Below are 24,379 nucleotides of genomic sequence, written 5' to 3'. Positions count from 1 at the left end.
ATGTCCAGATTCTTTATTGACCGCCCCATTTTCGCCTGGGTGCTCGCCCTGGTGATCATGCTCGTGGGTGGGCTGGCAATTCTCAAGTTGCCCATCAACCAATACCCGGCCATCGCGCCGACCGCCATCGATATCCAGGTCACCTACCCTGGTGCTTCCGCACAGACCGTGCAGGACACCGTGGTCCAGATCATCGAGCAGCAGCTCAACGGTATCGACAACCTGCGTTACGTGTCCTCGGACAGTAACTCCGATGGCAGCATGACCATCACCGTGACCTTCAACCAGGGCACCAACCCCGACATCGCTCAGGTTCAGGTGCAGAACAAGCTCAACCTGGCCACGCCCCTGTTGCCGCAGGAAGTGCAGCAACAAGGTCTGCGTGTGACCAAGTCGGTGAAGAACTTCCTGCTGGTGATCGGTCTGGTGTCCGAAGATGGCAGCATGACCAAGGACGACCTGTCCAACTACATCGTTTCCAACATCCAGGACCCGATCTCGCGGACTTCCGGTGTGGGTGACTTCCAGGTGTTCGGTTCGCAGTATGCCATGCGTATCTGGCTGGATCCGGCCAAGCTCAACAAATTCCAGCTGACACCGGTGGAAGTGAGCGCTGCGATCACTGCGCAGAACGTGCAGATCGCGACCGGTCAGTTGGGCGGCCTGCCGGCCTTGCCCGGCACCCAGCTCAACGCCACCATCATCGGCAAGACCCGCCTGCAGACTGCCGAGCAGTTCGGCAATATCTTCCTGAAAGTCGACAACGACGGCGCGCAGGTCCGCCTCAAGGACGTCGCGCGCATTGGCCTGGGCGGTCAGAACTACAGCATCGACGCGCAGTTCAACGGCAGCCCGGCTTCGGGTATGGCGATCAAGCTGGCCACCGGCGCCAACGCTCTGGACACGGCCAAGGCCATTCGTGCCACGGTGTCCAACCTGGAGCCGTTTTTCCCGCCTGGGATGAAGGTGGTCTACCCGTATGACACCACACCGACCGTGACCGAATCGATCACAGGCGTGGTCCACACCCTGATCGAAGCGATCGTGCTGGTGTTCCTGGTGATGTACCTGTTCCTGCAGAACCTGCGCGCGACCATCATCACTACGATGACGGTGCCGGTGGTACTGCTCGGCACTTTCGGCATCCTCGCCGCCTTCGGTTTCACCATCAACACCTTGACCATGTTCGGCATGATCCTGGCGATCGGGCTATTGGTGGACGATGCGATCGTGGTGGTGGAGAACGTCGAACGGGTGATGGAAGAGGAGCATCTGTCGCCCAAGGAGGCGACCAAGAAATCCATGGACCAGATCCAGGGTGCTCTGGTCGGTATCGCCATGGTGCTGTCGGCGGTACTGCTGCCGATGGCCTTCTTCGGCGGCTCCACGGGTGTGATCTACAAGCAGTTCTCCATCACCATCGTTTCGGCCATGGCCCTGTCGGTACTGGTCGCATTGATCTTTACCCCGGCGCTGTGCGCCACCATGCTCAAGCCGATCGATCCGGAAAAGCACGGCCAACCCAAGCGCGGCTTCTTCGGCTGGTTCAACCGGACCTTCGACCGCAGCGTGGTCAAGTACGAGAACGGCGTCAAACGCATGGTGACCCACAAGTTGCCGGCGTTCCTGGTGTACCTGCTGATTTTCGCTGGCATGGTCTTCCTGTTCATGCGTATTCCGGCAGCGTTCCTGCCGGATGAAGACCAGGGCGTGATCTTTGCCCAGGTGCAGACCCCGGCTGGCTCGTCCGCCGAGCGGACGCAGAAAGTCATCGACGACATGCGCACCTACCTGCTCGATGGCGAAAACGGCGAAGGCGCGGGCGTCAAATCCGTGTTCAGCGTCAACGGCTTCAACTTCGCTGGCCGTGGCCAGAGTTCGGGCCTGGCGTTCGTCATGCTCAAGCCCTGGGATGAGCGCGACGCCGAGACTACCGTGTTCAAGATCGCCGAGCGTGCGCAGAAACACTTCGCCAGCTTCCGCGATGCCATGGTGTTCGCCGTGGTGCCTCCGTCGGTACTCGAACTGGGTAACGCCTCGGGCTTCGACGTCTACCTGCAGGACCAGGGCGGTGTAGGCCACGAAAAACTGCTGGAGGCGCGCAACCAGTTCCTCGGCATGGCGGCACAGAGCAAGATTCTGGCAGGCGTACGTCCCAACGGCCTGAACGATGAGCCGCAATACCAGCTCACCGTGGATGACGAGAAGGCCAGTGCACTGGGCATTACCTTGTCGAACATCAACCAGACCCTATCGATCGCTCTGGGTGGTAGCTACGTCAACGACTTCATCGACCGCGGTCGGGTGAAGAAGGTGTACGTGCAGGGCGAAGCCTTCGGTCGCATGACACCTGAAGACCTGAACAAGTGGTACGTGCGCAACGACGCCGGGACCATGGTGCCGCTGTCTGCGATTGCCACCGGTGAATGGATCTACGGTTCGCCCAAGCTGTCGCGCTACAACGGTGTCGCGGCCATGGAAATCCTCGGTACTCCGGCACCGGGCTACAGCTCGGGTCAGGCGATGGCCGAGGTCGAGGCGCTGGCCAAGAAGCTGCCTGCCGGCGTGGGCTATTCGTTCACCGGTCTGTCATACGAAGAGCGTCTGTCCGGCTCGCAGGCTCCAGCGCTGTACGCCATCTCGCTGCTGTTCGTGTTCCTGTGTCTGGCGGCCTTGTATGAAAGCTGGTCGATCCCGATCGCGGTGCTTCTGGTTGTGCCGCTGGGTGTGATCGGTGCGCTGATCGCGACCAGCATGCGCGGGTTGTCCAACGACGTGTTCTTCCAGGTAGGCTTGCTGGTTACGGTGGGGTTGGCAGCCAAGAACGCCATTCTGATCGTCGAGTTCGCCAAGGAACTGCACGAACAGGGCAAGAGCCTGGTGGAAGCGGCCGCCGAAGCATGCCGGATGCGTCTGCGACCGATCATCATGACGTCCCTGGCGTTCATCCTCGGCGTAGTACCGCTGGCGATTTCCAGCGGCGCAGGCTCAGGTAGCCAACATGCGATCGGTACCGGCGTAATCGGCGGTATGATCACCGCCACCGTCCTGGCAATTTTCTGGGTGCCGATGTTCTACGTGGCCGTGTCGTCGCTGTTCAAGAGCAAGTACGACAAGGAACACGAGAAGGACAACGACAAAGCCATTACACACGATGAGGCTGGCCAATGAGCAAGTCACTGATATCCATCGCTGTCGCCGCCTTCGTGCTCGGCGGCTGCTCGATGATCCCCGAGTACAAGCAGCCTGCCCTGCCGGTGGCCGAGCAGTTCCCGCAGGGCGAGGCCTACGCGCCCGCCGAGGCGGCCGAAGTGGCGGCGGCGGAACAAGGCTGGCGGCAGTTCTTCACCGATCCGGCGCTCGAGCGCCTGGTGCAGGTAGCGCTTGAGAACAACCGCGACCTGCGTGTCGCGGCGCTGAACATCGAAGCCTATCGGGCGCAGTACCGCATCCAGCGTGCCGATCTGTTCCCGGCCATCAATGCCGACGGCACCGGTACGCGTCAGCGCACACCGGCTGACCTGTCACAGCTTGGCGAGTCGGGCATCTCCAGCCAGTACGCCGTTACGCTGGGCGTGAGTGCCTATGAGCTGGACCTGTGGGGGCGCATCCGCAGCCTCAGCGAACAGGCCTTGCAAACCTATCTATCCACCGAGGAGGCTCGTCGCTCCACACAGATCAGCCTGGTGGCCAACGTGGCCAACGCCTACCTGACCTGGCAGGCCGACCAGGCACTGCTGAAGTTGACCCAGGAGACCTTGGGCGCTTTCGAGCAGAGCCTCAAGCTGACCAGCCGCAGCACCGAAGTAGGCGTGTCCTCGGCCCTGGACCTGAGCCAGGCGCGCACGGCGGTGGAAACTGCCCGTGTCAGCCTGGCGCGCTACAAGCGCCAGGTGGCTCAGGATCGCAACAACCTGACCCTGTTGCTGGGCACGGCCATTCCGACCGACCTGCCAGAAGCCCGCGGGCTGGATGCCGACCTGCTCAGCGAAGTGCCGGCCGGCATGCCGTCGCAGTTGCTGACCCGACGCCCGGACATTCTCGAAGCCGAGCACGCCCTGCTGGCCGCCAACGCCAACATCGGCGCGGCCCGCGCGGCGTTCTTCCCCAGCATCAGCCTGACTGCCAATGCCGGTACGTCGAGCCGACAGCTGTCCGGCCTGTTCGACGCCGGTTCCGGCAGCTGGCTGTTCTCGCCGAGCATCAGCCTGCCGATCTTCAATGCCGGTGCGCTGCGTGCCAGCCTGGACTACTCGAAGATCCAGAAAGACATCAACGTGGCCAATTACGAGAAGGTCATTCAGACGGCGTTCCAGGAAGTGTCCGACGGCTTGGCCGCACGCAAGACCTACAACGAGCAGTTGCAGGCCCAGCGTGATTCGGTGCAGGCCAACCAGGATTACTACCGCCTGGCCGAGCGTCGCTACCGTATCGGTATCGACAGCAACCTGACCTTCCTCGATGCCCAGCGCTCGCTGTTCAGTGCCCAGCAATCGCTGATCACCGACCGGCTGTCGCAGCTGACCAGCGAGGTCAATCTGTACAAGGCGCTGGGAGGCGGCTGGTACGAGCGCACTGGCCAGGCTCAGTTGGCCCAGCCAGCGCAGGCGCCCAAGAGCTGACCCCTGATGGCATGAAAAAACCACCGCTTGCGGTGGTTTTTTTACGCCTGTGACCCGCTGCCAGGAGTGAGTCAGCGCGAAAGGGCTGAAGAAAATGTCACGCGGGACTGGCCGAAAGTTCAATCATGAGCAATAGTGGTCCGATGACCAGATAACTGACTTGTTATTAACTAGTTAGTTAGTGTTCGGTTATCGCACGCATTCCTGTGCGGTCGGTTGAATCGTGTTTCACCCCGAAGCACCATCCGCGCAACACGTAACAAAATGTCAGAAAAGCCCGTTCCAGCGTGCGTCAATCATAAAATCAATAACAATAGGTTTACCCCATGCGCCAGCACTTCCATCGTTCACCCCGTCTGTTGCCCAACCTGATCGCGTTGACCGTTGCCACGGCCGCCCTGCCTTCCTTCGCAGCCGAGTCCGGCTTTCTGGAAGACGCCAAGGTCGGTCTGAACCTGCGCAACTTCTATTTCAATCGCAATCACGTAAACCCAGCCTTCCCGCAAAGCAAGTCCGAGGAGTGGACCCAAAGCTTCATACTCGACGCCAAGTCCGGCTACACCCAGGGCCTGGTCGGCTTCGGTGTGGACGTGCTGGGCATGTACTCGGTCAAGCTCGATGGTGGCCGCGGTACCTATGGCACGCAGTTGTTGCCTGTGCATGACGGCAACAACCCGGCCGACGATTTCGGCCGTCTGGGTGTAGCCGCCAAGGCCAAGATCTCCAAGACCGTGCTCAAGGTCGGCGAGTGGATGCCGGTGCTGCCTATCCTGCGTTCGGACGACGGCCGCTCGCTGCCCCAGACCTTCCAGGGCGGACAGATCACCTCTCAGGAAATCGATGGCCTGACCCTGTACGGTGGCCAGTTCCGCAAGAACAGCCCGCGCAACGATGCCAGCATGGAAGACATGTTCCTGCAGGGTCGCGCCGGCATCACCTCCGACCGTTTCAACTTCGTCGGTGGCGAGTACACCTTCAACAACAAGAACACTCTGGTCGGCCTGTGGAACGCCGAGCTCAAGGACATCTACCAGCAGCAGTACCTGCAGATCCTGCACAGCCAGCCGATTGGCGACTGGACCCTGGGCGCCAACCTGGGCTTCTTCCACGGCAAGGAAGACGGCAGCGCACGGGCCGGCGATCTGGACAACAAGACCTGGTCGGCGCTGCTGTCCGCCAAGTATGGCAGCAACACGTTCTATGTCGGCCTGCAGAAAGTCACCGGCGACAATGGCTGGATGCGCGTCAACGGCACCAGTGGCGGTACCTTGGCTAACGACAGCTATAACTCCAGCTACGAGAATGCCAAGGAAAAATCCTGGCAATTGCGCCACGACTTCAACTTCGCCGGCGTGGGCGTACCGGGGCTGACCCTGATGAACCGCTACATCAGCGGCGACAACGTGCACACCGCCACCGTCACCGACGGCAAGGAATGGGGGCGCGAAACCGAGCTGGCCTACACCGTGCAGTCGGGCACCTTCAAGAGCCTGAACATGCGCTGGCGCAACTCGACCATGCGTCGCGACTACAGTACCAGCGAGTTCGACGAAAACCGCGTGATCGTCAGCTACCCGTTGAGCATTCTGTAATCGCCGGGGCGGTGGCGCGCGTTCAGCGCGCTACCGCCCTCCTTCCCCTATCACTGGCGTGATTCGACGCCCAGCTCATCCCAGACCGATTCGGCCAGGTGAAACGTTGCATTGGCCGCTGGAATGCCGCAGTAGATCGCACTCTGCATCAGGACTTCCTTGATCTCCTCACGGGTGACGCCGTTGCTGGCGGCCGCGCGCAGGTGCAGTGTGAGTTCTTCACTGCGGTTCATACCGATCAGCATGGCGATGGTGATCAGGCTGCGCGTATGCCGCGGCAGGCCCGGACGGGTCCAGATATCGCCCCACGCGTGGCGGGTGATCATCTCCTGGAACTCGCTGTTGAACTCGGTCAGGTTGTTCAGGCTGCGCTCCACATGGGCCTCGCCCAACACGGCACGCCGGACTTTCATTCCTTCGTTGTAGCGTTCTTTCTCGTCCACGAACGGGCTCCTTCAGCGCAATAGAAATTCGACGACCCGGTCGCTGAACGGCGCACCGATTTCGACGTTGGAGAGATGCGCGGCGGCAAATTCGGCGTACTGCGCACCCGTCACCTGCTCGACGATGAACTGCGCATCTGCCGGCGTGGTGACAGCGTCCTCGGTGCCTGCGATCACCAACAGCGGCACCTGGATGGCAACCAGCTGTTCGCGAAAATCGGCGTCGCGCACCGCAGCGCAGTTGGCGGCGTAGCCCTGCGGGGAGGTGGCGGCGAGCATGTCGGTGATGCGTGTGGCCTCCAGCGGATGGGCCTCGGCGAACGCCGGGGTGAACCAGCGTGCGATGGACGCGTCACGCAACGCCTGCATGGCAGCCTCGCCTTGGCCGAGGACCATTTCGATGCGTGGATTCCAGACGTCCTGGGTGCCGATCTTCGCCGCCGTGTTGCAGATCACCAGCTTGTGCAGGCGCTCGCCGGCATTGATGCCCAGCCATTGGCCGATCAGACCGCCCATGGACAGGCCACAGAAATGCACCTTGTCCAGGTTCAGGGCATCGAGCAACGCCAGGACGTCGCCGCCCAACTGCTCGATGGTGTACGTCCCAGGGGTGACCAGGGACTGGCCATGACCACGGGTGTCGTAGCGCAGGACCTGGAAATGTTCGGTGAAGGCGGCCATCTGGCCGTCCCACATGTGTCGGTCGGTGCCCAGCGAGTTGGACAGCACCAGGACGGGCTTGTCCTTGGGGCCTTCCAGGCTGTAATCGAGTTCGCCGTCGGCGAGTTGTACCTGTGCCACGCTCATCTCCTCACGCATTCAAAAGATCGTGTTCGGCTACGGCCCGTTCAACCCAGACCTGGGCCTGGCCCAGGTAGTGCGAAGGGTCCAGCAGACGGTCCAGTTCATCGGCACTCAATTGCTCGGTGACCTGCGGCTCGTCGCCGAGCACCGCACGTAGATGTCGGCCTTGAGCGACGGCCCGCTTGCAGCACTGTTCCAGCACATGGTGCGCGCGGTCGCGACCGATCCGCTGGGCCAGCACGATGCTGACGGCTTCGGCCAGCACCAGGCCCTGGGTCAGGTCCAGGTTCGCCCGCATGCGCTCAGCGTCGACCTGCATGCCATCGGCAATGGCCAAGGCCTGCTGCAACGCACCGGAAACCAGGCAGCAGATCTCCGGCAGGGTTTCCCATTCGGCATGCCACAGCCCCAGGCTGCGTTCATGCTCTTGAGGCATGGCGCTGAACAGCGTCGCCACAAGCCCCGGCACTCGGGTGGCAGCGCCGATGAGCACTGCCGCACCGACCGGATTGCGCTTGTGCGGCATGGTCGACGAACCGCCCTTGCCCGGCGCGGACGGCTCGAACACTTCCGCCGCTTCGGTCTGCATCAACAGGCTGATGTCCCGGCCCAGCTTGCCCAGGCTGCCGGCCACCAGGCCAAGTACCGAGGCCAGTTCCACCAGCCGGTCGCGCTGGGTATGCCAGGGCTGGTCGGGCAGGTTCAGGTGCAGTTCCTCGGCCAGCGCCCGGGCCACCGACATTGCCTGTTCGCCGAGAGCAGCCAAAGTGCCCGAGGCACCGCCGAACTGCAGGCAGGCCAGCCGTGGCCTGAGCTCACGCAGGCGTTGCCGGCTGCGGGTCAGGGCGCCGAGCCAGCCGGCGATCTTCATGCCCAGGGTGACGGGCGTGGCGTGTTGTAGCCAGGTGCGTCCGGGCATGACCGTGGCGGCATGGCGACGGGCCTGCTGGCTCAGCGCCTCGCTCAGACGTCGCAGGTCGGCTTCGATCAGGTCGACCGCCGCCAGCAGTTGCAGGACCAGTCCGGTGTCCATGACGTCCTGACTGGTCGCGCCCAGGTGCACATAGCGCTCGGCATCCGGGTCGGAAGCGGCGATGACCTTGCCGAGCATCTTGACCAGCGGAATGGCCGAATTGCCGGCGCTGGCGATGGCCTGCGCCAGGGCCTGAAAGTCGTACTGCTCGGCCTTGCAGGCCGCCTCGATGGAGGCGACGGCCGAGCCGGGTATCACGCCGACGCGGGCCTGGGCCCGAGCCAGCGCGGATTCGAAATCAAGCATGCCCTGCACCCGGCCATGGTCGCAGAAAATCTGGCGCATGGCGGGCGCAGTGAAATAGACATCGAACAACTGATTGTTCGGCGGTTGGCTCATGGAACTCCCCTGTAACGGCGCGTCACACAAGGCGCGCCTGTGGGCTTAATGGTCGGTATGCAGGTACTTGGGTTGCTTGGGCAAGCGCAGGCTGAACAGGAACGCGATCGCCATCATTACCGTCACGTACCAGTAGAACGCGTTTTCGTTGCCCATGTTCTTCAGGTTCAGCGCGACGAACTCCGCCGACCCGCCGAACACGGCGTTGGCCACGGCGTAGGCCAAACCAACGCCCAGCGCGCGCACTTGCGGCGGGAACATCTCGGCTTTGACCAGACCGCTGATCGAGGTATAGAAGCTGACGATGGCCAAGGCCAGGGTGATCAGCACGAAAGCCAGGAACGGGCTGGTAACGGTCTTCAATACCATGAGGATCGGCAAGGTGCACAAGGTGCCGAGGCCGGCGAACCAGAGCATGGAGTTACGGCGGCCGATCCGGTCGGCGAGCATGCCGAACAGCGGCTGCATGCACATGTACAGGAACAGCGCGCCAGTCATGATCAGGCTGGCGGTCTTGGCGTGCAGGCCCGCGGTATTGACCAGGTATTTCTGCATGTACGTGGTGAAGGTGTAGAAAATCAGCGAGCCACCTGCGGTGTAGCCCAACACGGTGATGAACGCCGCGCTGTGGTTCTTGAACAGCCCGGCTATGCTGCCAGCGTCCTTGTCGTTGCGGGTCTCGGCGGTACTGGTTTCCTCAAGGGTACGGCGCAGCAACAGCGAAATGATCGCGGCCACCGCACCGACGAAGAACGGAATACGCCAGCCCCACGCGCGCAATTCCTGCTCATCGAGAAACTGCTGAAGGATGACCACGGTCAACACCGCCAGCAGTTGCCCACCGATCAGGGTGACGTACTGGAACGATGCAAAGAAGCCACGCTGCCCACGCAAGGCCACTTCCGACATGTAGGTGGCCGTGGTGCCGTATTCACCGCCCACCGAAAGGCCCTGGAACAGACGGGCCAGCAGCAGGATGATCGGCGCCCAGACGCCGATGGTGGCGTAGGTGGGCAGGCAGGCGATCACCAGCGAGCCGGCGCACATCATCAGCACCGAGATCATCATCGAATTCTTGCGGCCATGCTTGTCGGCCACCCGCCCGAACAGCCAGCCACCAATGGGCCGCATCAGGAAGCCCGCCGCGAAGACCCCGGCGGTATTGACCAATTGCACGGTGGGATCGTCGGAGGGAAAGAACGCGGGGGCGAAATAGATGGCGCAGAAGGCGTAGACATAGAAGTCGAACCACTCCACCAGATTGCCCGATGACGCGCCGACGATTGCGAAAATGCGCTTCTTGCGCTCCTCACCGGTGTAATGAACTGTTGTCATGTTTTAGTTCTCATTGAGGTCGGTAAAGGCTAGACATAACCTGTTACAACCCCAGGCACAAGTCAGGTGGCTGCTTGATACATAGAGTATGGCTTGATGGCCTCTTCGCGGGCAGAGCCCGCTCCCACAGAAAGCCTGCTCCCACAAGAACATTTGATCTATGTGGGAGCGGGGCGGGCGGCGAGCTCTCTGCCCGCGAAGAGGCCCGTCAGGTCCCCCTCAAACCCGCTCGATCGCCAACGCCAACCCCTGCCCTACCCCTACGCACATCGTCGCCAGCCCGCGCTTGCCGCCGCTTTTTTCCAACTGATGCAGCGCCGTCAACACCAGCCGCGCGCCGCTCATGCCCAGCGGATGACCCAAGGCAATCGCCCCGCCGTTCGGATTGACCTGCGCGGCATCGTCCGCCAGCCCCAGGTCGCGCAGCACTGCCAGGCCCTGGCTGGCGAACGCCTCGTTGAGCTCGATCACGTCGAAGTCCTCGACCGCCAGGTTCAGGCGTTCGAGCAGTTTGCGCACGGCCGGTACCGGACCGACCCCCATGACCCGCGGTGCGACCCCGGCACTGGCCATGCCCAGCACGCGGCCACGGGCAGTCAGGCCGTGCTTTTGCACAGCCTCGGCGCTGGCGAGGATCATCGCGGCGGCGCCGTCGTTGACACCCGAAGCGTTGCCCGCGGTCACGGTCTTGTCGGCGCCGTTGACCGGCTTGAGCCTGGCCAGGGTTTCCAGGGTGGTGTCGGCGCGCGGATGCTCGTCCTGCTCGACCACGGTTTCGCCTTTCTTGCCCGGAATGCGCACAGGCACGATTTCTTCGGCGAAGAAACCCGCAGCCTGTGCGGCAGCGGTACGTTGCTGGCTGCGCACGGCGAAGGCGTCCTGGTCTTCACGGGAGACCTGGCAATCATCGGCCACGTTATCCGCCGTCTGCGGCATCGCATCGACGCCGTACTGGGCCTTCATCAGGGGGTTGATAAAACGCCAACCGATGGTGGTGTCTTCCAGTTTCATGTTGCGGGAAAAACCGGCATCGGCCTTGCCCATGACGAAAGGCGCGCGCGACATCGATTCGACGCCGCCGGCAATCGCCAGCTCCATTTCGCCACTGGCGATGGCGCGGAACGCCGTACCCACCGCATCCATGCCCGAGGCGCACAGGCGGTTGAGGGTCACGCCGGGCACGCCCTCGGGCAGACCGGCCAACAGCAGCGCCATGCGTGCGACGTTGCGGTTGTCTTCGCCCGCCTGGTTGGCACAGCCCATGAACACTTCGTCCAGCTGCGCCCAGTCCACGCTAGGGTTGCGTTCGAGCAACGCCTTGATCGGCACGGCGGCCAGATCGTCGGCGCGAACGTGGGCCAGGCTGCCGCCGAAGCGACCGATGGGCGTGCGCACTGCATCGCAAATGAATACGTCGCGCATCATGCTTCTCCCGGCGCCTGGCCGTGGGCGGCCGCTGTGCGTGCTTCCAGGGCGCGCAACGCTTCAAGTTCCGTGGCGTCAGGCTCGGCCGTGGTCTGCACCTGGTCGGCGAAGCGGATCGGCCAGCCGGTGGCTGCGCTGATTTGTTCACGCGTCACGCCCGGGTGAATGGACGTCACCACGAATTCGTTGGAGCCGGCTTCAGGCTCCATGATGCACAGGTCGGTGATGATCCCTACCGGCCCCTGTCCTGGAAGGCCCAGGCGCTTGCGCGAATCGCCGCCTTCGCCATGGCCGACCGAGGTGACGAAATCGAGCTTCTCGACGAAGCTGCGGTGCGACTGTTTGAGAATGATCAACACGCTCTTGGCCGAACCTGCAATCTCCGGTGCACCACCGGCGCCCGGCAGACGGACCTTGGGCTGATGGTAGTCGCCCACTACAGTGGTGTTGATGTTGCCGAAACGGTCGACCTGAGCGGCGCCGAGAAAGCCCACATCGATGCGTCCGCCTTGCAGCCAGTAGCGAAAGATCTCACCGGTAGGCACGACGGTGTCGGCGGTTTCCGCCAGTTCGCCATCGCCGATGGACAGGGGCAGTACAGTGGGTTTCGCGCCGATCGGGCCGGACTCGTAGATCAGCACCACGTCCGGCGAGGAGGTCAGACGGGCCAGGTTGGCGGCCTTGGACGGCAGGCCGATGCCGACGAAGCACACCGCGCCGTTTTGCAGACGCCGCGCGGCTGCGACGGTCATCATCTCGTTGGTGGAGTAAGTCATGGGGTCACCTGCGCTGCGCTGGCCAGTTTCGCCTGGTATTCGCTGAAGTCCTGGGTACCGCGGATGTACGTGTCGATCCAGGCGGTGAAGGTCGCCCGGTCGCGGGCGATCGGGTCCCAGGCCTGGTAGAACACGTTGTCGCGCTCGGTGTAGCCATGGGCGTAGGACGGATGCGCACCACCGGGCACATGGCACACGGCGGCCAACGCCCAGGTCGGCAACACGCAGCTGTTCATCGGCGCGTTGAGGTCATCGACGATTTCCTCGACCGTGACGATGCAGCGCTTGGCGGCCAGGGCCGCTTCCTTCTGCACCCCCAGAATGCCCCACAGCAGCACGTTGCCCTTGCGGTCGGCTTTCTGCGCGTGAATCACGGTGACGTCGGGGCGTACCGAAGGCACGGCTGCAAGCACTTCGCCGGTGAACGGGCAGGTGACTGTCTTGATCAGCGGGTTGACCTTGGGCAGATCGGAACCGGCGTAGGCCCGCAGGACCGCGAACGGCAGGCCGGAGGCGCCGGCGACGTAGGCATTGGCCAGGTCGGCATGGCTGTGTTCTTCGATCTCCAGCGGCTGGGGCCACTGCTTCTCGACCGCGTCGCGCAGACGATGCAGCGAGCCGACACCGGGGTTGCCGCCCCACGAGAAGATCAACTTGCGAGCGCAACCGGCGCCGATCAACTGATCGTAGATCAGGTCGGGGGTCATGCGGACCAGCGTCAGGTCTTTCTTGCCTTGACGAATGATCTCGTGACCTGCGGCGGTTGGAATCAGGTGGGTGAAGCCTTCGAGCGCGACGGTGTCACCATCGTTGACGAATTGCTTCACCGCATCGGTAAGCGACAGGATTGCAGCCATGTGGGCAGGACTCCTCGATACTGTGAGCCATCTTGTTTGAATGAAGCTGGCGTACAGGTTAGGGCGCCAGCTCCTCACGAACAATCCGATTATCGACTATCCGTTCGATAATCGAACGATACAGCGGCGTGTTTCAGGTCGCGTCGGCGTGGCTGACCCGACTCTTGATCAGCAAGGCCACGGTGGCCAGCACGGCAGGAACGACCAGCGCGGTCAGGACCTGTTCGAAATTCCAGCCGAGGCCCAGCAAGGTCGCGCCCATCCAAGCCCCCAGGATCGCGCCGAAACGGCCGATCCCTAGCATCCAGGACACCCCGGTGGCACGCCCTTGCGTGGGGTAGAAGCGCGCGGCCAGCGACGGCATGGCCGACTGCGCGCCGTTGACGCACATGCCGGCAATCAGTACCAGCGTCGCCAGCAGCGTGATGTTGCCCAGGCTTTGCCCGACCGCGTAGGCGAACACCCCAGCGAGCAGGTAGAACGTGGCAATGACCTTGTGCGGGTTGAACCGGTCCATGGCCCAGCCCACGCCCACGGCACTCAGCACACCGCCGAACTGGAACAGCGCGCCGATGAACGCGGCCTGCTCCAGGCTCGCGCCGCTCTCGCGCATCAGCGTCGGCAGCCAGCTGGTCAAGAGGTAGACGATCACCAGACCCATGAAGTAGGTCAACCACAGCAGCAAGGTGCCGGCGCGGTAGGTGCCGGAAAAGATCACCGCCAGCACGTTGCTCGCCTTGACGGTTTTCTGTTCGGGCACGCTGAAGCGCTCGGCCCGCGCCACTTGCTCCGGGTCGATCGGCGCCAGAGTGCGACGTATCTTTTCCACACCCTTGTTGCGCACCACCAGATACCGCGCCGACTCGGGCAGCCAGATCATCAACACCACCGCCAGCACCAGCGGCAGCACACCGCCGAGCAGCAGCAGGCTGTGCCAGCCGAAGGCGGGAATCAGCTTGGCGGACATGAACCCGCCCCCGGCCATGCCGAGGTTGAACCCACAGAACATGCTGGTCACCAGCAGCGAACGAAAGCGCTCCGGGGTGTACTCGGACAACAGCGTAGTGGCGTTGGGCATGCCGGCCCCTAACCCCAACCCGGTGAGAAAGCGCAGGATCAACAGCTGATCGACGTTGCTGCTGTAGGCCGAAGCCAGGCTGAACCCGCCGAACACCAGCACGGCGCCGACCAGCACCAGCTTGCGCCCGAAACGGTCGGCCAATGGCCCGGAGCCCAGGGCGCCGAACACCATGCCGATCAATGCGGCGCTCATCACCGGTCCGAGGCTGGCGCGGTCGATGCCCCACTCCTGCGACAGCGCAGGTGCGATGAAGCCCATGGCGGCGGTGTCCAGCCCGTCGAGGAAGACGATCAGGAAACACAGGATGACCACGCGCCATTGATAGCGCGACAGCGGTCGGTCGTTGATCAGGGTCTGCACATCCAGGCACAGCCCCGCAGCGTCGGCAGGTTTGTTCATTGTTGTTCTTGTCATTGTGATTGTCCGGGAAAGACGGGCACGTCGATGCGGGCCATGCGGCCGCATGCCTGGGCAGTCGAAGGTCTAGGGGTGTCGCGTGGCGAGCGTCGGAACGGAAAGGGAGCAAAAGCTGAAGGCATTGCGCATGAGGTGATCCTCGCTATTTTTATTGGCGACCGCTTGAGCGGTCGATGCGATGGACATTAGTCAGCGCGCCCCGGTCGGGTCAATCGGGCACTGGCGGATGTGTGCGGTCACCGCACACTGCCATGCAGAGCCCCCGCCAAGCGTTCAAGCGAACAGCTGCGCGCTTAGATCGCGACTGGCCGACAGCATGATCGGCAGAAAACGCTGCTCAAGTTCCGCCCGGGTGACGCGACCGGCGTGGGTGCTGACATTGAGCGCGGCCAATACCTGCCCCGACGCGTCGTACACCGGCACGGCAATCGAACGCAGCCCTTGCTCCAGCTCCTGATCGACGATGCACCAGCCCTGCTGGCGAACCCGTTCCAGGCACTCCAGCAACGCAGTTTTGTTGGTCAGGGTCCGACTGGTCTTGGGCGCAAGATCGGTGTGCTGCAGGTATTCGTGCAGCGACGCGTCGTCGAGTGCCGCGAGCAGGATGCGACCCATGGAAGTGCAATACGCCGGCAGCCGACCGCCTACCGACAGGTCCACCGAGATCAGCCGCTGGGTCGTGGCCGAACGGGCGATGTAGAGGATGTCATCGCCTTCGAGGGTGGCCATGTTGCAGGCTTCGTGCAACTGCTCACTCATGCGGTCCAGGTAGGGTTGCGCCGAGACGGCCAATGGTGTCGAGGACAGGTAGGCATGGCCCAGGGTCAGCACTTTGGGCAGCAGCGAGTAGGTGCGCCCATTGGTGGTGGCATAACCCAGCTTGATCAAGGTATGAAGACAGCGCCGCACGGCAGCGCGGGGAATTTCCGTCCGGTGGCTGATCTGCGCAATGGTCAGGTGTCGCTTGCGCTCCTGGAACGCCTGCACCACCGCCAGTCCGCGGGCCAGCGAGGTCATGAAGTCCGGGTCGCCGGTGAAGGCCTGAATGCGCTTGGCGGGCGATGCGACGATCGGCGGGGCCAGTGAGCTGAACGCAGGGCGCTGTGGCACTTTCGAACCGGTCGCTGACGGGCCTGCCGGTGGTGTGTGTTCGCTCATGGTACTGCCCTCTGGAATGTTCGAAACCGACCGAGGGCGATTATCGGACCGGTGGGCGATAATCGCAAATCCATTGCGTTGATGCGATTTCCGGCAAGATGGCGTTGCCAGGTGGTCCTGAAACTTATTCCTGTCTGTGCTTTCTCAGATTGTGTTGTGCACATTGATACACACTGAATGAACGGCCTTCCTGCACCGTCGCGGTTGCAACCGGCTACAATGCGGGCTCCAACTGCCAGGCGGCTTTCGACGCCTCATCGGTGGGTTTCAACTTTCCAAATAACAGAGTAATAAAAGTGACGAAAGACGAACTGCGCGCGCAACTGGAGCGCCAGGAACAACGTTACAAGGAAGTCTACGGCGGTGAGATCACCACCTATGCCGCTCAGCCAGATCCAGAACGCAAACCGTGGCGCAAACGTGCCAGCATTCTCGATCAGGCCTTTCAGGAAGAGATCCAGAAGATCGAAAAGGATCTCGAGCAACAGAACGCATGACACAGGCGTGGCAGGCGGCCGTTGGCCGCTTGTGCCACGTCAATTGCCTTCAGAATTGCGTCATCCGCTGACAAATTTCATACGCCCGTTTGAATGATTCGTCTGGCTTGCCGCTTTATCGTGCCCTATCGATAGCCCGAATTTTCGGGGCTCAAGCCAGGCTCGTCTGCAGGCCATGCGCTGCGACCCTTGCCCAATCACTCGAAAAGCGGACCCACCGGTCAGCGCCTGGGGGGTCATACCGCGTCGATTTCTGGCATAATCGCGCCCCCTCAATGGCCCGGTCACAAAACCTTCATGATCGAATTATTCAGCGCACTGGATGCGTGGGTGCTGATCAGCCTGTTCTTAGCGCTGGCGTTCGTACTCACCTTCGAATTCATCAACGGCTTTCATGACACCGCCAACGCGGTCGCCACAGTCATCTATACCAAGGCCATGCCGCCGCACCTGGCGGTGTTCCTGTCCGGTATCTTCAACTTCCTCGGTGTACTGCTGGGCGGCGTCGGCGTGGCCTACGCAATCGTTCACCTGCTGCCGGTCGAGTTGCTGATCAACGTCAACACCGGACACGGCCTGGCCATGGTGTTCTCGCTGTTGGCCGCGGCCATTACCTGGAACCTGGGCACCTGGTACTTCGGCATTCCGGCGTCGAGCTCGCACACCCTCATCGGCTCGATTCTGGGCGTGGGCCTGGCTAACGCGCTGATCAACGACATCCCACTGGGCGATGGCGTCAACTGGCAGAAGGCGATCGATATCGGTGCCTCGCTGGTGTTCTCGCCGCTGGCCGGCTTCGTGGCGGCGGCCCTGGTGTTGATCGGTCTGAAGTGGTGGCGTCCGACCTCCAAGATGCACAAGACGCCTGAGCAGCGCCGCAAGCTGGACGACAAGAAACACCCGCCGTTCTGGAATCGCCTGGTGCTGGTCCTGTCGGCCATGGCCGTGAGCTTCGTGCACGGTTCCAACGATGGCCAGAAGGGCATCGGCCTGATCATGCTGGTGTTGATCGGTATCGTTCCGCAGCAGTTCGTGCTGGACCTGAACGCGACCACCTACCAGATCGAGCGGACCCGCGACGCGACCCAGCACCTGAGCCAGTTCTACCAGCGCAACCAGGCCACCCTGGGTGAATTCCTGGCGCTGGGCAAAGCTCAGCAGGGCGATCTGCCGGAGAAATTCAGCTGCAATCCACAGCAGACAGAACCGACCATCGCGGCGCTGCTGAGCACCCTCGATGGCGTCTCCGACTACCACTCGCTGGCTGCCGAACACCGTATCGAAGTGCGTCGCTACCTGCTCTGCCTGGATGACACGGCGAAGAAGGTCGGCAAGCTGCCGGCACTGGAACCGCGCGAGAAATCCGACCTGGAGAAATTGCGCAAGGACCTCACTGCCACCACCGAGTATTCGCCGTTCTGGGTGATTCTGGCCGTGGCCCTGGCGTTGGGTATCGGTACCATGGTCGGCTGGAAGCGTGTGGTTCTGACCATCGGCGAGAAGATCGGCAAGCAGGGCATGACCTATGCGCAGGGCATGTCGGCTCAGATCGTCACCGCCTGTGCGATCGGCGCGGCCAACGTGTTCAGCCTGCCGGTCTCGACCACCCACATCTTGTCCTCGGGCGTGGCCGGGACCATGGTGGCCAACAAGAGCGGCCTGCAAGGTGGCACGGTTCGTACCATCATGTTGGCCTGGGTGCTGACCCTCCCGGCCTCCATGGGCCTGGCGGCCGGTCTGTTCTGGTTGGCCAGCCAACTGGTGGGATGACCACCGCGTGACACTCTGCAAAAAGGCGCCCACGGGCGCCTTTTTGCATGGCTGAAGAAACCTCCTGCGCTACTTGCGCTTGCTCCCTCCCAACAGGGAGCCCATCAAGCCACGCACCAACTGGCGGCCGAACTGGTTGGCAGCCTGGCGCATCGCCGACTTCAACGCCTGCCCTGCTGCCCCACTGAGAAACTCGCCGGCCTTGTCGGCCAGGCTCGGCTCCGATGGCTGTACGGGATCCGCCGTCGGCGGCAGTTTGCGCGCGGTCAGCATTTCATAGGCGGATTCGCGGTCGATCGGTTTGTCGTAGCGACCGGCGAGAGGCGAGTTGCGCACCGTGACCGCGCGCTCGGCGTCTGTCAGTGGGCCGATGCGCGACTGCGGTGGCGCGATCGCGACCCGCCGGACCATCGCCGGGGTGCCCTTTTCCTGCAGCGTCCCGACCAAGGCTTCACCCGTGCCCAATTCGGTCAGCACGGCCAGAGTGTCGAACTCGGGGTTGGGCCGGAAGCCCTCGGCGACGGCCTTCAAGGCCTTCTGCTCGCGGGCGGTGAATGCACGCAGGCCGTGCTGGATGCGCAGGCCCAGCTGAGCCAGCACTGCATCGGGCAGGTCGCTGGGCGACTGAGTGACGAAGTACACGCCAACGCCCTTGGAACGGATCAACCGCACCACCTGTTCCAGACGATCCTGCAAGGCCTTGGGCGTGCCGTTGAACAGCAGGTGGGCTTCGTCGAAGAACAATGCCAGCAGCGGCTTGTCGGCATCACCGCGCTCGGGCAATTGCTCGAACAGTTCGGCCAGCAGCCACAGCAGGAACGTGGCATAGACCTTGGGGGCTTCGTGGACCAGGCGGCTGGCGTCGAGCAAATGGATGCGGCCGCGACCCTCGGCGTCGGGGTGCAGAATGTCTTCCAGGCGCAAGGCCGGCTCGCCGAACAGCGCTTCGGCGCCCTGTTGTTCCAGGCTGGCCAGACGGCGCAACAGGGCCTGGCTCGACCCCGTGGTCATCAAGGCGCTGTCGTCGCCCAGCAGCTCGGGATTGTCCCGAAGGTGGTTGAGCAAGGCCTTGAGGTCCTTGAGGTCGAGCAGGAGCAGGCCTTCGCGATCGGCCACCTTGAAGGCGGCGTACAGCGCCGACTGCTGGCTGTCGGTGAGCTCCAGCAGGCTGCCTAGCAGCAGCGGCCCCATTTCGCTGAGCGTGGTTCGCAGCGGATGGCCGGATTGGCCGTGGATGTCCCACAGCGTGACCGGGCAGGCCTGCGGGCGATAATTGAGCCAAGGCATCTGGGCAATGCGCTCGGCGATCTTGCCCTGAGGGTTGCCGCTGGCACCCAAGCCACACAGGTCGCCCTTGATATCGGCGGCGAATACCGCCACCCCGGCCTCGCTGAACGCCTCTGTCAGGCGCTGCAGGGTTACCGTCTTGCCGGTCCCGGTGGCCCCGGCGATCAAACCATGGCGGTTGGCCAAGCGCAGGTCCAGGCCTACGGGTTCACCGCTGGAATCGGCACCGAACAGTACGTGTCTGGCATCCGTCATCTTGCACCTCTGCTGTTATTCAATGAAGCATGACCCAGCGTAATGCCAAAAAAGTCGGCGTGCAGGAAAAACGTGCGCTGGAACCATTTCTGTGGGAGTCAGTGAGGGCCTCTTCGCGGGCAGAGGGCTCGCCGCCCTCCCCGCTCCCACAGGCGTGTGTGTGTGCATGTGGGAGCGGGTCTCTGCCCGCGAAGAGGCCCGAGAATTCGTGCACCGGCCAAGCCCCACAACGCCAAGTCGCTGACGAATCCCCCCGACGCGGCTATCATCTCGGCCACGACGGCCTGGCGCCGGCCCATACGGACTTTCCCATGCAGCGCACTCCCCTTTCGCTTCCCTGCAACCTCGCGGCGAACCACCAGCCATGAACCGAATGCTGTGGCTGGTCCTGATCATCGTCGTCGCCGTACTGATTCCAGTGATCATGGGCGGCACCGAAATGCTTCAGCGCCTGCGCGGGTTCTCGTTGCTTCTGCTGCTGGGCATGTTCGGCATGATCTGTGTCGGCTGGGTGGTGAATGCCATGCGCCTGCGCCTGCTGCTGGCCGAGCAGGCGGCGCGCATCGGTCGGCTGAAGACCGTGGCCGTGGTGATGGCCGCAGAGTTCGCCTATTGCGCCACCCCTGGCGGCAGCGGCGCACCGCTGACACTGCTGGCGCTGCTCGGCCGGCACGGCATCGGCGCGGCCAAGACCAGCGCCGTGTTCGCCATGGACCAACTCAACGACCTGATGTTCTTCTTTTTCGCCCTGCTGTGCATTCTGGTCTACGCGCTGTTTCACAACCTTAGCCAGGCCCTGGAAAGCATGCTGCTGGCCAGCGGCATCCTGATGGCCGGGGCCTTGGTCGCCTGCGCAGTCCTGGCGCGCTATCACCGCCCGGCGATCAAGCTCAACGGTCGATTCCTGCGACTGCTGCGAATCAAGCCGGCCACGCGCCGGCGCTGGGCACGCAAGCTGCTGCACTTTCTGGACGCCTTCGCCGACAATTTCCGTCTGCCCCGCCGCGTGCTCGCCCAGGTGTTCGCCTTGACCTGCGTACATTGGACGTTGCGCTACAGCGTGCTGTATTTCACCTTGCAGGGATTGGGCAGCGAAGTGGACTGGGCGTGGAGTTTCCTGATTCAGATGCTGGCCCTGAGTGCCGGCCAGTTCAGCCTGTTGCCCGGTGGCGCGGGCGCGGCCGAGCTGGCCTCGGCCGCGTTGCTGGCGCCCATGGTAGGCAAGTCGACTGCTGCCGCCGCCATCCTGATCTGGCGACTGGTGACCTACTATTTCTACCTGATCGCCGGCGGCCCGGTGTTCGTTGCCCTGCTGGGCAAGCCCCTGCTCAACAAGTTGCTGCGGGCTCGTCAGGCTTGAGCTCGGCAGGCGTGTCGGCGTCGCGGGCAGGCGCACCCTGCTGCCGTTCCGATACCTGTTGCGCCCACAACGCCTCGGCACCGGGAAACTCGGTGCCGTGCTCTTCGCTCAGCGCTTCGGGATCATAACGGCTCGCGCAACCGGCGCCGAGCACCGGCAACGGCTTTGCGCTGGCCTTGTCGCCGGGCTCGTTCATGTTCAGCTGAACACGACGGTCTTGTTGCCGTGCACCATCACCCGATCTTCCAGGTGATAGCGCAGGCCACGGGCCAGGACCATCTTCTCCACGTCGCGGCCGAAACGCACCATGTCGTCGATGCTGTCGCTGTGGCTGACACGGACCACGTCCTGCTCGATGATCGGACCGGCGTCCAGTTCTTCGGTCACGTAGTGGCAGGTAGCACCGATCAGTTTCACGCCGCGCAGCGAGGCCTGATGGTACGGCTTGGCACCGACAAAGGACGGCAGGAAGCTGTGATGGATGTTGATGATCTTGCCGGCATAGGCCTGGCACAGCTGAGGTGGCAGGATCTGCATGTACCGCGCCAGCACCACGACGTCGGCCTGGTGCTGATCGACCAGGCGCGAGACCTCGGCAAACGCCGGCAGTTTGTCCGCAGGGTCGACCGGCACGTGGTAGTAGGGAATGCCATGCCATTCGACCATGCTGCGCAGGTCATCGTGGTTGGACACCACACAGGCGATGTCGCAGTCCAGCTCGTTGCTGTGCCAGCGGTGCAGCAGGTCGGCCAAACAGTGGGATTCGCGGCTGGCCATGAGCACCACGCGCTTCTTCTGCGCGGTGTCGGTGACCCGCCATTCCATGGCGAATTCTTCGGCGATGGGCGCGAACGCGGCGCGGAACGCTTCGATGTCGAACGGCAGGGTGTCGGCACGAATTTCGTGGCGCATGAAGAACCAACCGTTCTGGTCATCGGAGTGGTGGTTCGATTCGGTGATCCAGCCATTGTGGGACGCCAGGAAATGGCTGACTTTGGCAACGATGCCAACGCGGTCCGGGCAAGCGGTCACCAGCCGAAAAGTGCGCATGTATTCAAACTCCAGAAACTTCGCAAAGGGCGCCATTCTAGCGGTTGACGGGCAAGTCTGCAGTATTGATTGCAGCCTTGGCTGTCAGGTGCAGAGCCGCCCTGCTGCGCCGATCGGCGCCGACGACCACAGTGTCGATACAGAGGCAGGTATTATATAGATGTGCGGATGTAAACATGAAAAACCCTTCACCTGAATCGTGGATAACCGGCTCGGCGCAAAACGCTGTTCACGTTAATTGTTTACTTGGTTCGGAAGGATGCTTATTATCACCCCACTGTTTTCACTGACACTTGCATTCCCGAGGTATCACCATGTCCCTGATCAACGAATATCGCGCTACAGAAGAAGCCATCAAAGAGCTTCAAGCCCGCTTGAAAAACCTGTCGCAAGACGACAAATTGCAAACCGAACTGGAATTCGAAGGCAAATTGCGCACCCTGATGGGCGAATACCAGAAATCGCTGCGCGACATCATCGCCCTGCTGGACCCGGAAGCCAGGTTGAACAAGGCACCGCGCCCTGCCACCGGTAAAGTTACCGGCACCAAGCGTGCGCGCAAGGTCAAGCAATACAAGAACCCGCACAACGGTGAAGTCATCGAAACCAAAGGTGGCAACCACAAGACCCTGAAAGAATGGAAAGCCAAGTGGGGTGGCGATGTGGTCGAAACCTGGGCTACTTTCCTGGGCTAATCGTTACATCTTGTTAAGTCGCACCGTGCCAATCAAAGAACGCCAGTCCCAGGACTGGCGTTTTTTTATGGCCTCTGTTCAGCTCAGTGAGGCACCATGCCCACGCGTGCCGCCAATGCCTGAGCGTAGGCCTGCCAATGCCGCAGAACCTGCGTCTGTGTCGGATCGGCCTTGGCCATGCACTCGCCCAGCGCGGCATTGAAACCTTGCAGCGTATTGGGTGCGCCAAATACAGGATCGCTCAAGCGCTGTTGGCAGAATTGCAACCAGCGCTGTGTTTCAAGAGGATTCAGTGTATCCGGAAAGTTACGCGCCCTGTAGCGAAACAATAATTCGGGCAGTCGATCGTCATCGAACATCAAGTCGGCACGGGCCAACTGTTCTGGATCCAATGTACGAATGCGTTCACACAATAATCGGTCGCGGTCGCCAATGAAGCTGTCGTACAACTGCTGCTCTGGATCGGCACTCTCGGGAAACGTCGTCGTTTGATAGAGCAGTGACAATTTGTAATGCCATTGCGGCTGGTCATTGCATAAGCGCATTGCTCGAGCCTGATAGAGCGGTTTATCCAGATTGAGGCGCTGCCAATCTTCATCGCGCAATACGTTGAGGGGCGCGATGACCGGGCAACGATTGATGTGCAGAAGTTTCAAAGGCACGGGCGCTTCGCCCTCGGCCAGATCCTGACGCCGCTTGTACAATCGCTCTTGCAATACTTCGATACTTTGTTCGATCAAGGGTTGGGGATCGTGAGCCAGATCATAGACGATCAACGCATTGCGATTGGTCGGATGCCAAGCCAGTGGCAGGACTACTGCGGCATAGCGTCGCGCAGCGCCGAATTGACCGGAAACATGTACCAGCGGCTGCAACAGCTGAATGCTTTGCTGCACCCGTTGTTTGCTGCGCATTTGAAACAGCCAGTCGTACAGTTTCGGTTGGCGTTGGCGGATCAAACGTGCAAGGGCGATGGTGGCGCGGACGTCGGACAGCGCGTCATGGGCCTGCCCATGGTCGATGCCGTTGGCCGCCGTGAGCAGCTCCAGACGCATGCTGGCGCGCCCGTCCACCTCTGGCCATTCGATGCCGTCCGGACGCAGGGCATAGGCCGCACGCACCACGTCGATCAGGTCCCACCGGCTGTTGCCACCCTGCCATTCCCGCCCGTAGGGGTCGAAGAAATTGCGGTACAGGCTGTAACGGGTCATCTCGTCATCGAAGCGCAGGGTGTTGTAGCCGGCTCCGCAGGTACCGGGCATGGCCAGTTGTGCGTGGACCCGGGTCATGAAATCGGCCTCGCCCAGGCCACGGTCGGCCAGGCGTTCGGGGGTGATGCCGGTGATCATGCAGGCCGCAGGGTGCGGAAGAATGTCGTCGCTGGGCTGGCAGTACAGATTGACTGGCGCGGCGATCTCGTTGAGATCGGTATCGGTGCGGATCCCGGCGACCTGCAAGGGCCGGTCGCAGCGCGGATTGATGCCGGTGGTTTCGTAGTCGTACCAGAAGATGCTGGAAGTCACTGAGGTGTCCTGTGCGCAGTAGCGCGACAGTGTAGAGCCCTGCCCGGCATCCGGCCACGC

General features: G+C 62.5%; 20 protein-coding genes. 7 read left to right on the top strand and 13 right to left on the bottom strand.

What is annotated here, in order from left to right; all coding sequences use genetic code 11:
* From QMX89_RS03485 to QMX89_RS03475, 3 genes are all read left to right on the top strand, one after another.
* Nucleotides 1-3,171 (top strand): efflux RND transporter permease subunit, encoded by a 3,171-nt coding sequence (locus QMX89_RS03485; protein ID WP_282346869.1) that lies wholly within the window; start codon nucleotides 1-3, stop codon nucleotides 3,169-3,171.
* Nucleotides 3,168-4,622, top strand: a complete 1,455-nt coding sequence (adeC, locus tag QMX89_RS03480; protein WP_282346868.1) for an AdeC/AdeK/OprM family multidrug efflux complex outer membrane factor — start codon at nucleotides 3,168-3,170, stop codon at nucleotides 4,620-4,622. The genes QMX89_RS03485 and adeC overlap by 4 nt, the downstream gene beginning before the upstream one ends.
* 326 nt (nucleotides 4,623-4,948) lie before the next feature.
* Nucleotides 4,949-6,214 carry an OprD family porin gene (locus QMX89_RS03475; protein ID WP_282346867.1) on the top strand — a complete coding sequence of 422 codons (1,266 nt, stop codon included), beginning with the start codon at nucleotides 4,949-4,951 and terminating at the stop codon, nucleotides 6,212-6,214.
* Nucleotides 6,215-6,264: 50 nt separating this feature from the next.
* Here the strand turns inward: QMX89_RS03475 and pcaC are convergent, their stop codons facing one another.
* The 9 genes from pcaC to pcaR all read right to left on the bottom strand — a co-directional run bounded on the left by pcaC (nucleotide 6,265) and on the right by pcaR (nucleotide 15,882).
* A complete protein-coding gene (gene pcaC, locus QMX89_RS03470) occupies nucleotides 6,265-6,657 on the bottom strand; it encodes a 4-carboxymuconolactone decarboxylase (protein WP_282346866.1) in 393 nt (130 codons plus the stop codon).
* 12 nt (nucleotides 6,658-6,669) lie between these two features.
* Nucleotides 6,670-7,458, bottom strand: coding sequence for a 3-oxoadipate enol-lactonase (gene pcaD / locus QMX89_RS03465; RefSeq protein WP_282346864.1), 789 nt, complete (start codon nucleotides 7,456-7,458; stop codon nucleotides 6,670-6,672).
* 10 nt (nucleotides 7,459-7,468) lie between these two features.
* On the bottom strand, nucleotides 7,469-8,833 hold the full coding sequence (locus QMX89_RS03460; RefSeq protein WP_282346862.1) for a 3-carboxy-cis,cis-muconate cycloisomerase: 1,365 nt from the start codon (nucleotides 8,831-8,833) through the stop codon (nucleotides 7,469-7,471).
* Between the two features lie 45 nt (nucleotides 8,834-8,878).
* Nucleotides 8,879-10,168 carry an MFS family transporter gene (locus tag QMX89_RS03455; protein WP_090356603.1) on the bottom strand — a complete coding sequence of 430 codons (1,290 nt, stop codon included), beginning with the start codon at nucleotides 10,166-10,168 and terminating at the stop codon, nucleotides 8,879-8,881.
* 219 nt (nucleotides 10,169-10,387) lie between these two features.
* Nucleotides 10,388-11,593 carry a 3-oxoadipyl-CoA thiolase gene (pcaF, locus tag QMX89_RS03450; protein ID WP_282346855.1) on the bottom strand — a complete coding sequence of 402 codons (1,206 nt, stop codon included), beginning with the start codon at nucleotides 11,591-11,593 and terminating at the stop codon, nucleotides 10,388-10,390.
* On the bottom strand, nucleotides 11,590-12,369 hold the full coding sequence (locus QMX89_RS03445) for a CoA-transferase subunit beta (RefSeq protein WP_056845092.1): 780 nt from the start codon (nucleotides 12,367-12,369) through the stop codon (nucleotides 11,590-11,592). The genes pcaF and QMX89_RS03445 overlap by 4 nt, the downstream gene beginning before the upstream one ends.
* The gene (locus tag QMX89_RS03440; protein ID WP_043186954.1) at nucleotides 12,366-13,226 is read right to left on the bottom strand and encodes a CoA transferase subunit A; all 861 of its coding nucleotides are present in this window, start codon (nucleotides 13,224-13,226) and stop codon (nucleotides 12,366-12,368) included. The genes QMX89_RS03445 and QMX89_RS03440 overlap by 4 nt, the downstream gene beginning before the upstream one ends.
* A gap of 133 nt (nucleotides 13,227-13,359) precedes the next feature.
* Nucleotides 13,360-14,706: an MFS transporter gene (locus tag QMX89_RS03435; protein ID WP_282346853.1), complete on the bottom strand. Its 1,347-nt coding sequence runs from the start codon at nucleotides 14,704-14,706 to the stop codon at nucleotides 13,360-13,362.
* A gap of 291 nt (nucleotides 14,707-14,997) precedes the next feature.
* Entirely contained in the window at nucleotides 14,998-15,882 is an 885-nt protein-coding gene (gene pcaR / locus QMX89_RS03430) for a pca regulon transcriptional regulator PcaR (RefSeq protein ID WP_282346851.1), read from the bottom strand.
* Between the two features lie 296 nt (nucleotides 15,883-16,178).
* On the opposite strand from pcaR, the gene QMX89_RS03425 reads away from it, so the two are divergent.
* Both QMX89_RS03425 and QMX89_RS03420 read left to right on the top strand, forming a co-directional pair.
* A complete protein-coding gene (locus QMX89_RS03425; RefSeq protein WP_049860670.1) occupies nucleotides 16,179-16,379 on the top strand; it encodes a hypothetical protein in 201 nt (66 codons plus the stop codon).
* Nucleotides 16,380-16,676: 297 nt separating this feature from the next.
* Nucleotides 16,677-18,149 carry an inorganic phosphate transporter gene (locus tag QMX89_RS03420; protein ID WP_049860669.1) on the top strand — a complete coding sequence of 491 codons (1,473 nt, stop codon included), beginning with the start codon at nucleotides 16,677-16,679 and terminating at the stop codon, nucleotides 18,147-18,149.
* Between the two features lie 69 nt (nucleotides 18,150-18,218).
* Here QMX89_RS03420 and QMX89_RS03415 read toward each other — a convergent pair whose 3' ends face one another.
* On the bottom strand, nucleotides 18,219-19,691 hold the full coding sequence (locus QMX89_RS03415) for a helicase HerA-like domain-containing protein (protein WP_282346846.1): 1,473 nt from the start codon (nucleotides 19,689-19,691) through the stop codon (nucleotides 18,219-18,221).
* Between the two features lie 364 nt (nucleotides 19,692-20,055).
* Here QMX89_RS03415 and QMX89_RS03410 point away from each other — a divergent pair, with 364 nt between their 5' ends.
* Complete coding sequence (locus QMX89_RS03410; protein WP_056845088.1) at nucleotides 20,056-21,051, top strand: lysylphosphatidylglycerol synthase transmembrane domain-containing protein; 996 nt, start codon at nucleotides 20,056-20,058, stop codon at nucleotides 21,049-21,051.
* On the opposite strand, the gene QMX89_RS03405 is transcribed toward QMX89_RS03410, so the two are convergent.
* On the bottom strand, nucleotides 21,020-21,247 hold the full coding sequence (locus QMX89_RS03405; protein WP_282346840.1) for a hypothetical protein: 228 nt from the start codon (nucleotides 21,245-21,247) through the stop codon (nucleotides 21,020-21,022). The genes QMX89_RS03410 and QMX89_RS03405 overlap by 32 nt on opposite strands.
* 2 nt (nucleotides 21,248-21,249) lie before the next feature.
* On the bottom strand, nucleotides 21,250-22,101 hold the full coding sequence (purU, locus tag QMX89_RS03400) for a formyltetrahydrofolate deformylase (RefSeq protein WP_056845086.1): 852 nt from the start codon (nucleotides 22,099-22,101) through the stop codon (nucleotides 21,250-21,252).
* A 314-nt stretch (nucleotides 22,102-22,415) separates the two neighbouring features.
* Here purU and mvaT point away from each other — a divergent pair, with 314 nt between their 5' ends.
* Nucleotides 22,416-22,796 (top strand): histone-like nucleoid-structuring protein MvaT, encoded by a 381-nt coding sequence (mvaT, locus tag QMX89_RS03395; RefSeq protein ID WP_282346837.1) that lies wholly within the window; start codon nucleotides 22,416-22,418, stop codon nucleotides 22,794-22,796.
* Between the two features lie 83 nt (nucleotides 22,797-22,879).
* Here the strand turns inward: mvaT and sbcB are convergent, their stop codons facing one another.
* Nucleotides 22,880-24,319: an exodeoxyribonuclease I gene (sbcB, locus tag QMX89_RS03390; protein ID WP_282346834.1), complete on the bottom strand. Its 1,440-nt coding sequence runs from the start codon at nucleotides 24,317-24,319 to the stop codon at nucleotides 22,880-22,882.
* Nucleotides 24,320-24,379 lie beyond the last annotated feature (60 nt).

This window comes from Pseudomonas sp. PS01301 (assembly GCF_029960215.1).
Taxonomy (GTDB): Bacteria; Pseudomonadota; Gammaproteobacteria; order Pseudomonadales; family Pseudomonadaceae; genus Aquipseudomonas; species Aquipseudomonas coleopterorum.
This window is presented reverse-complemented; position numbering and strand designations above follow the sequence as displayed.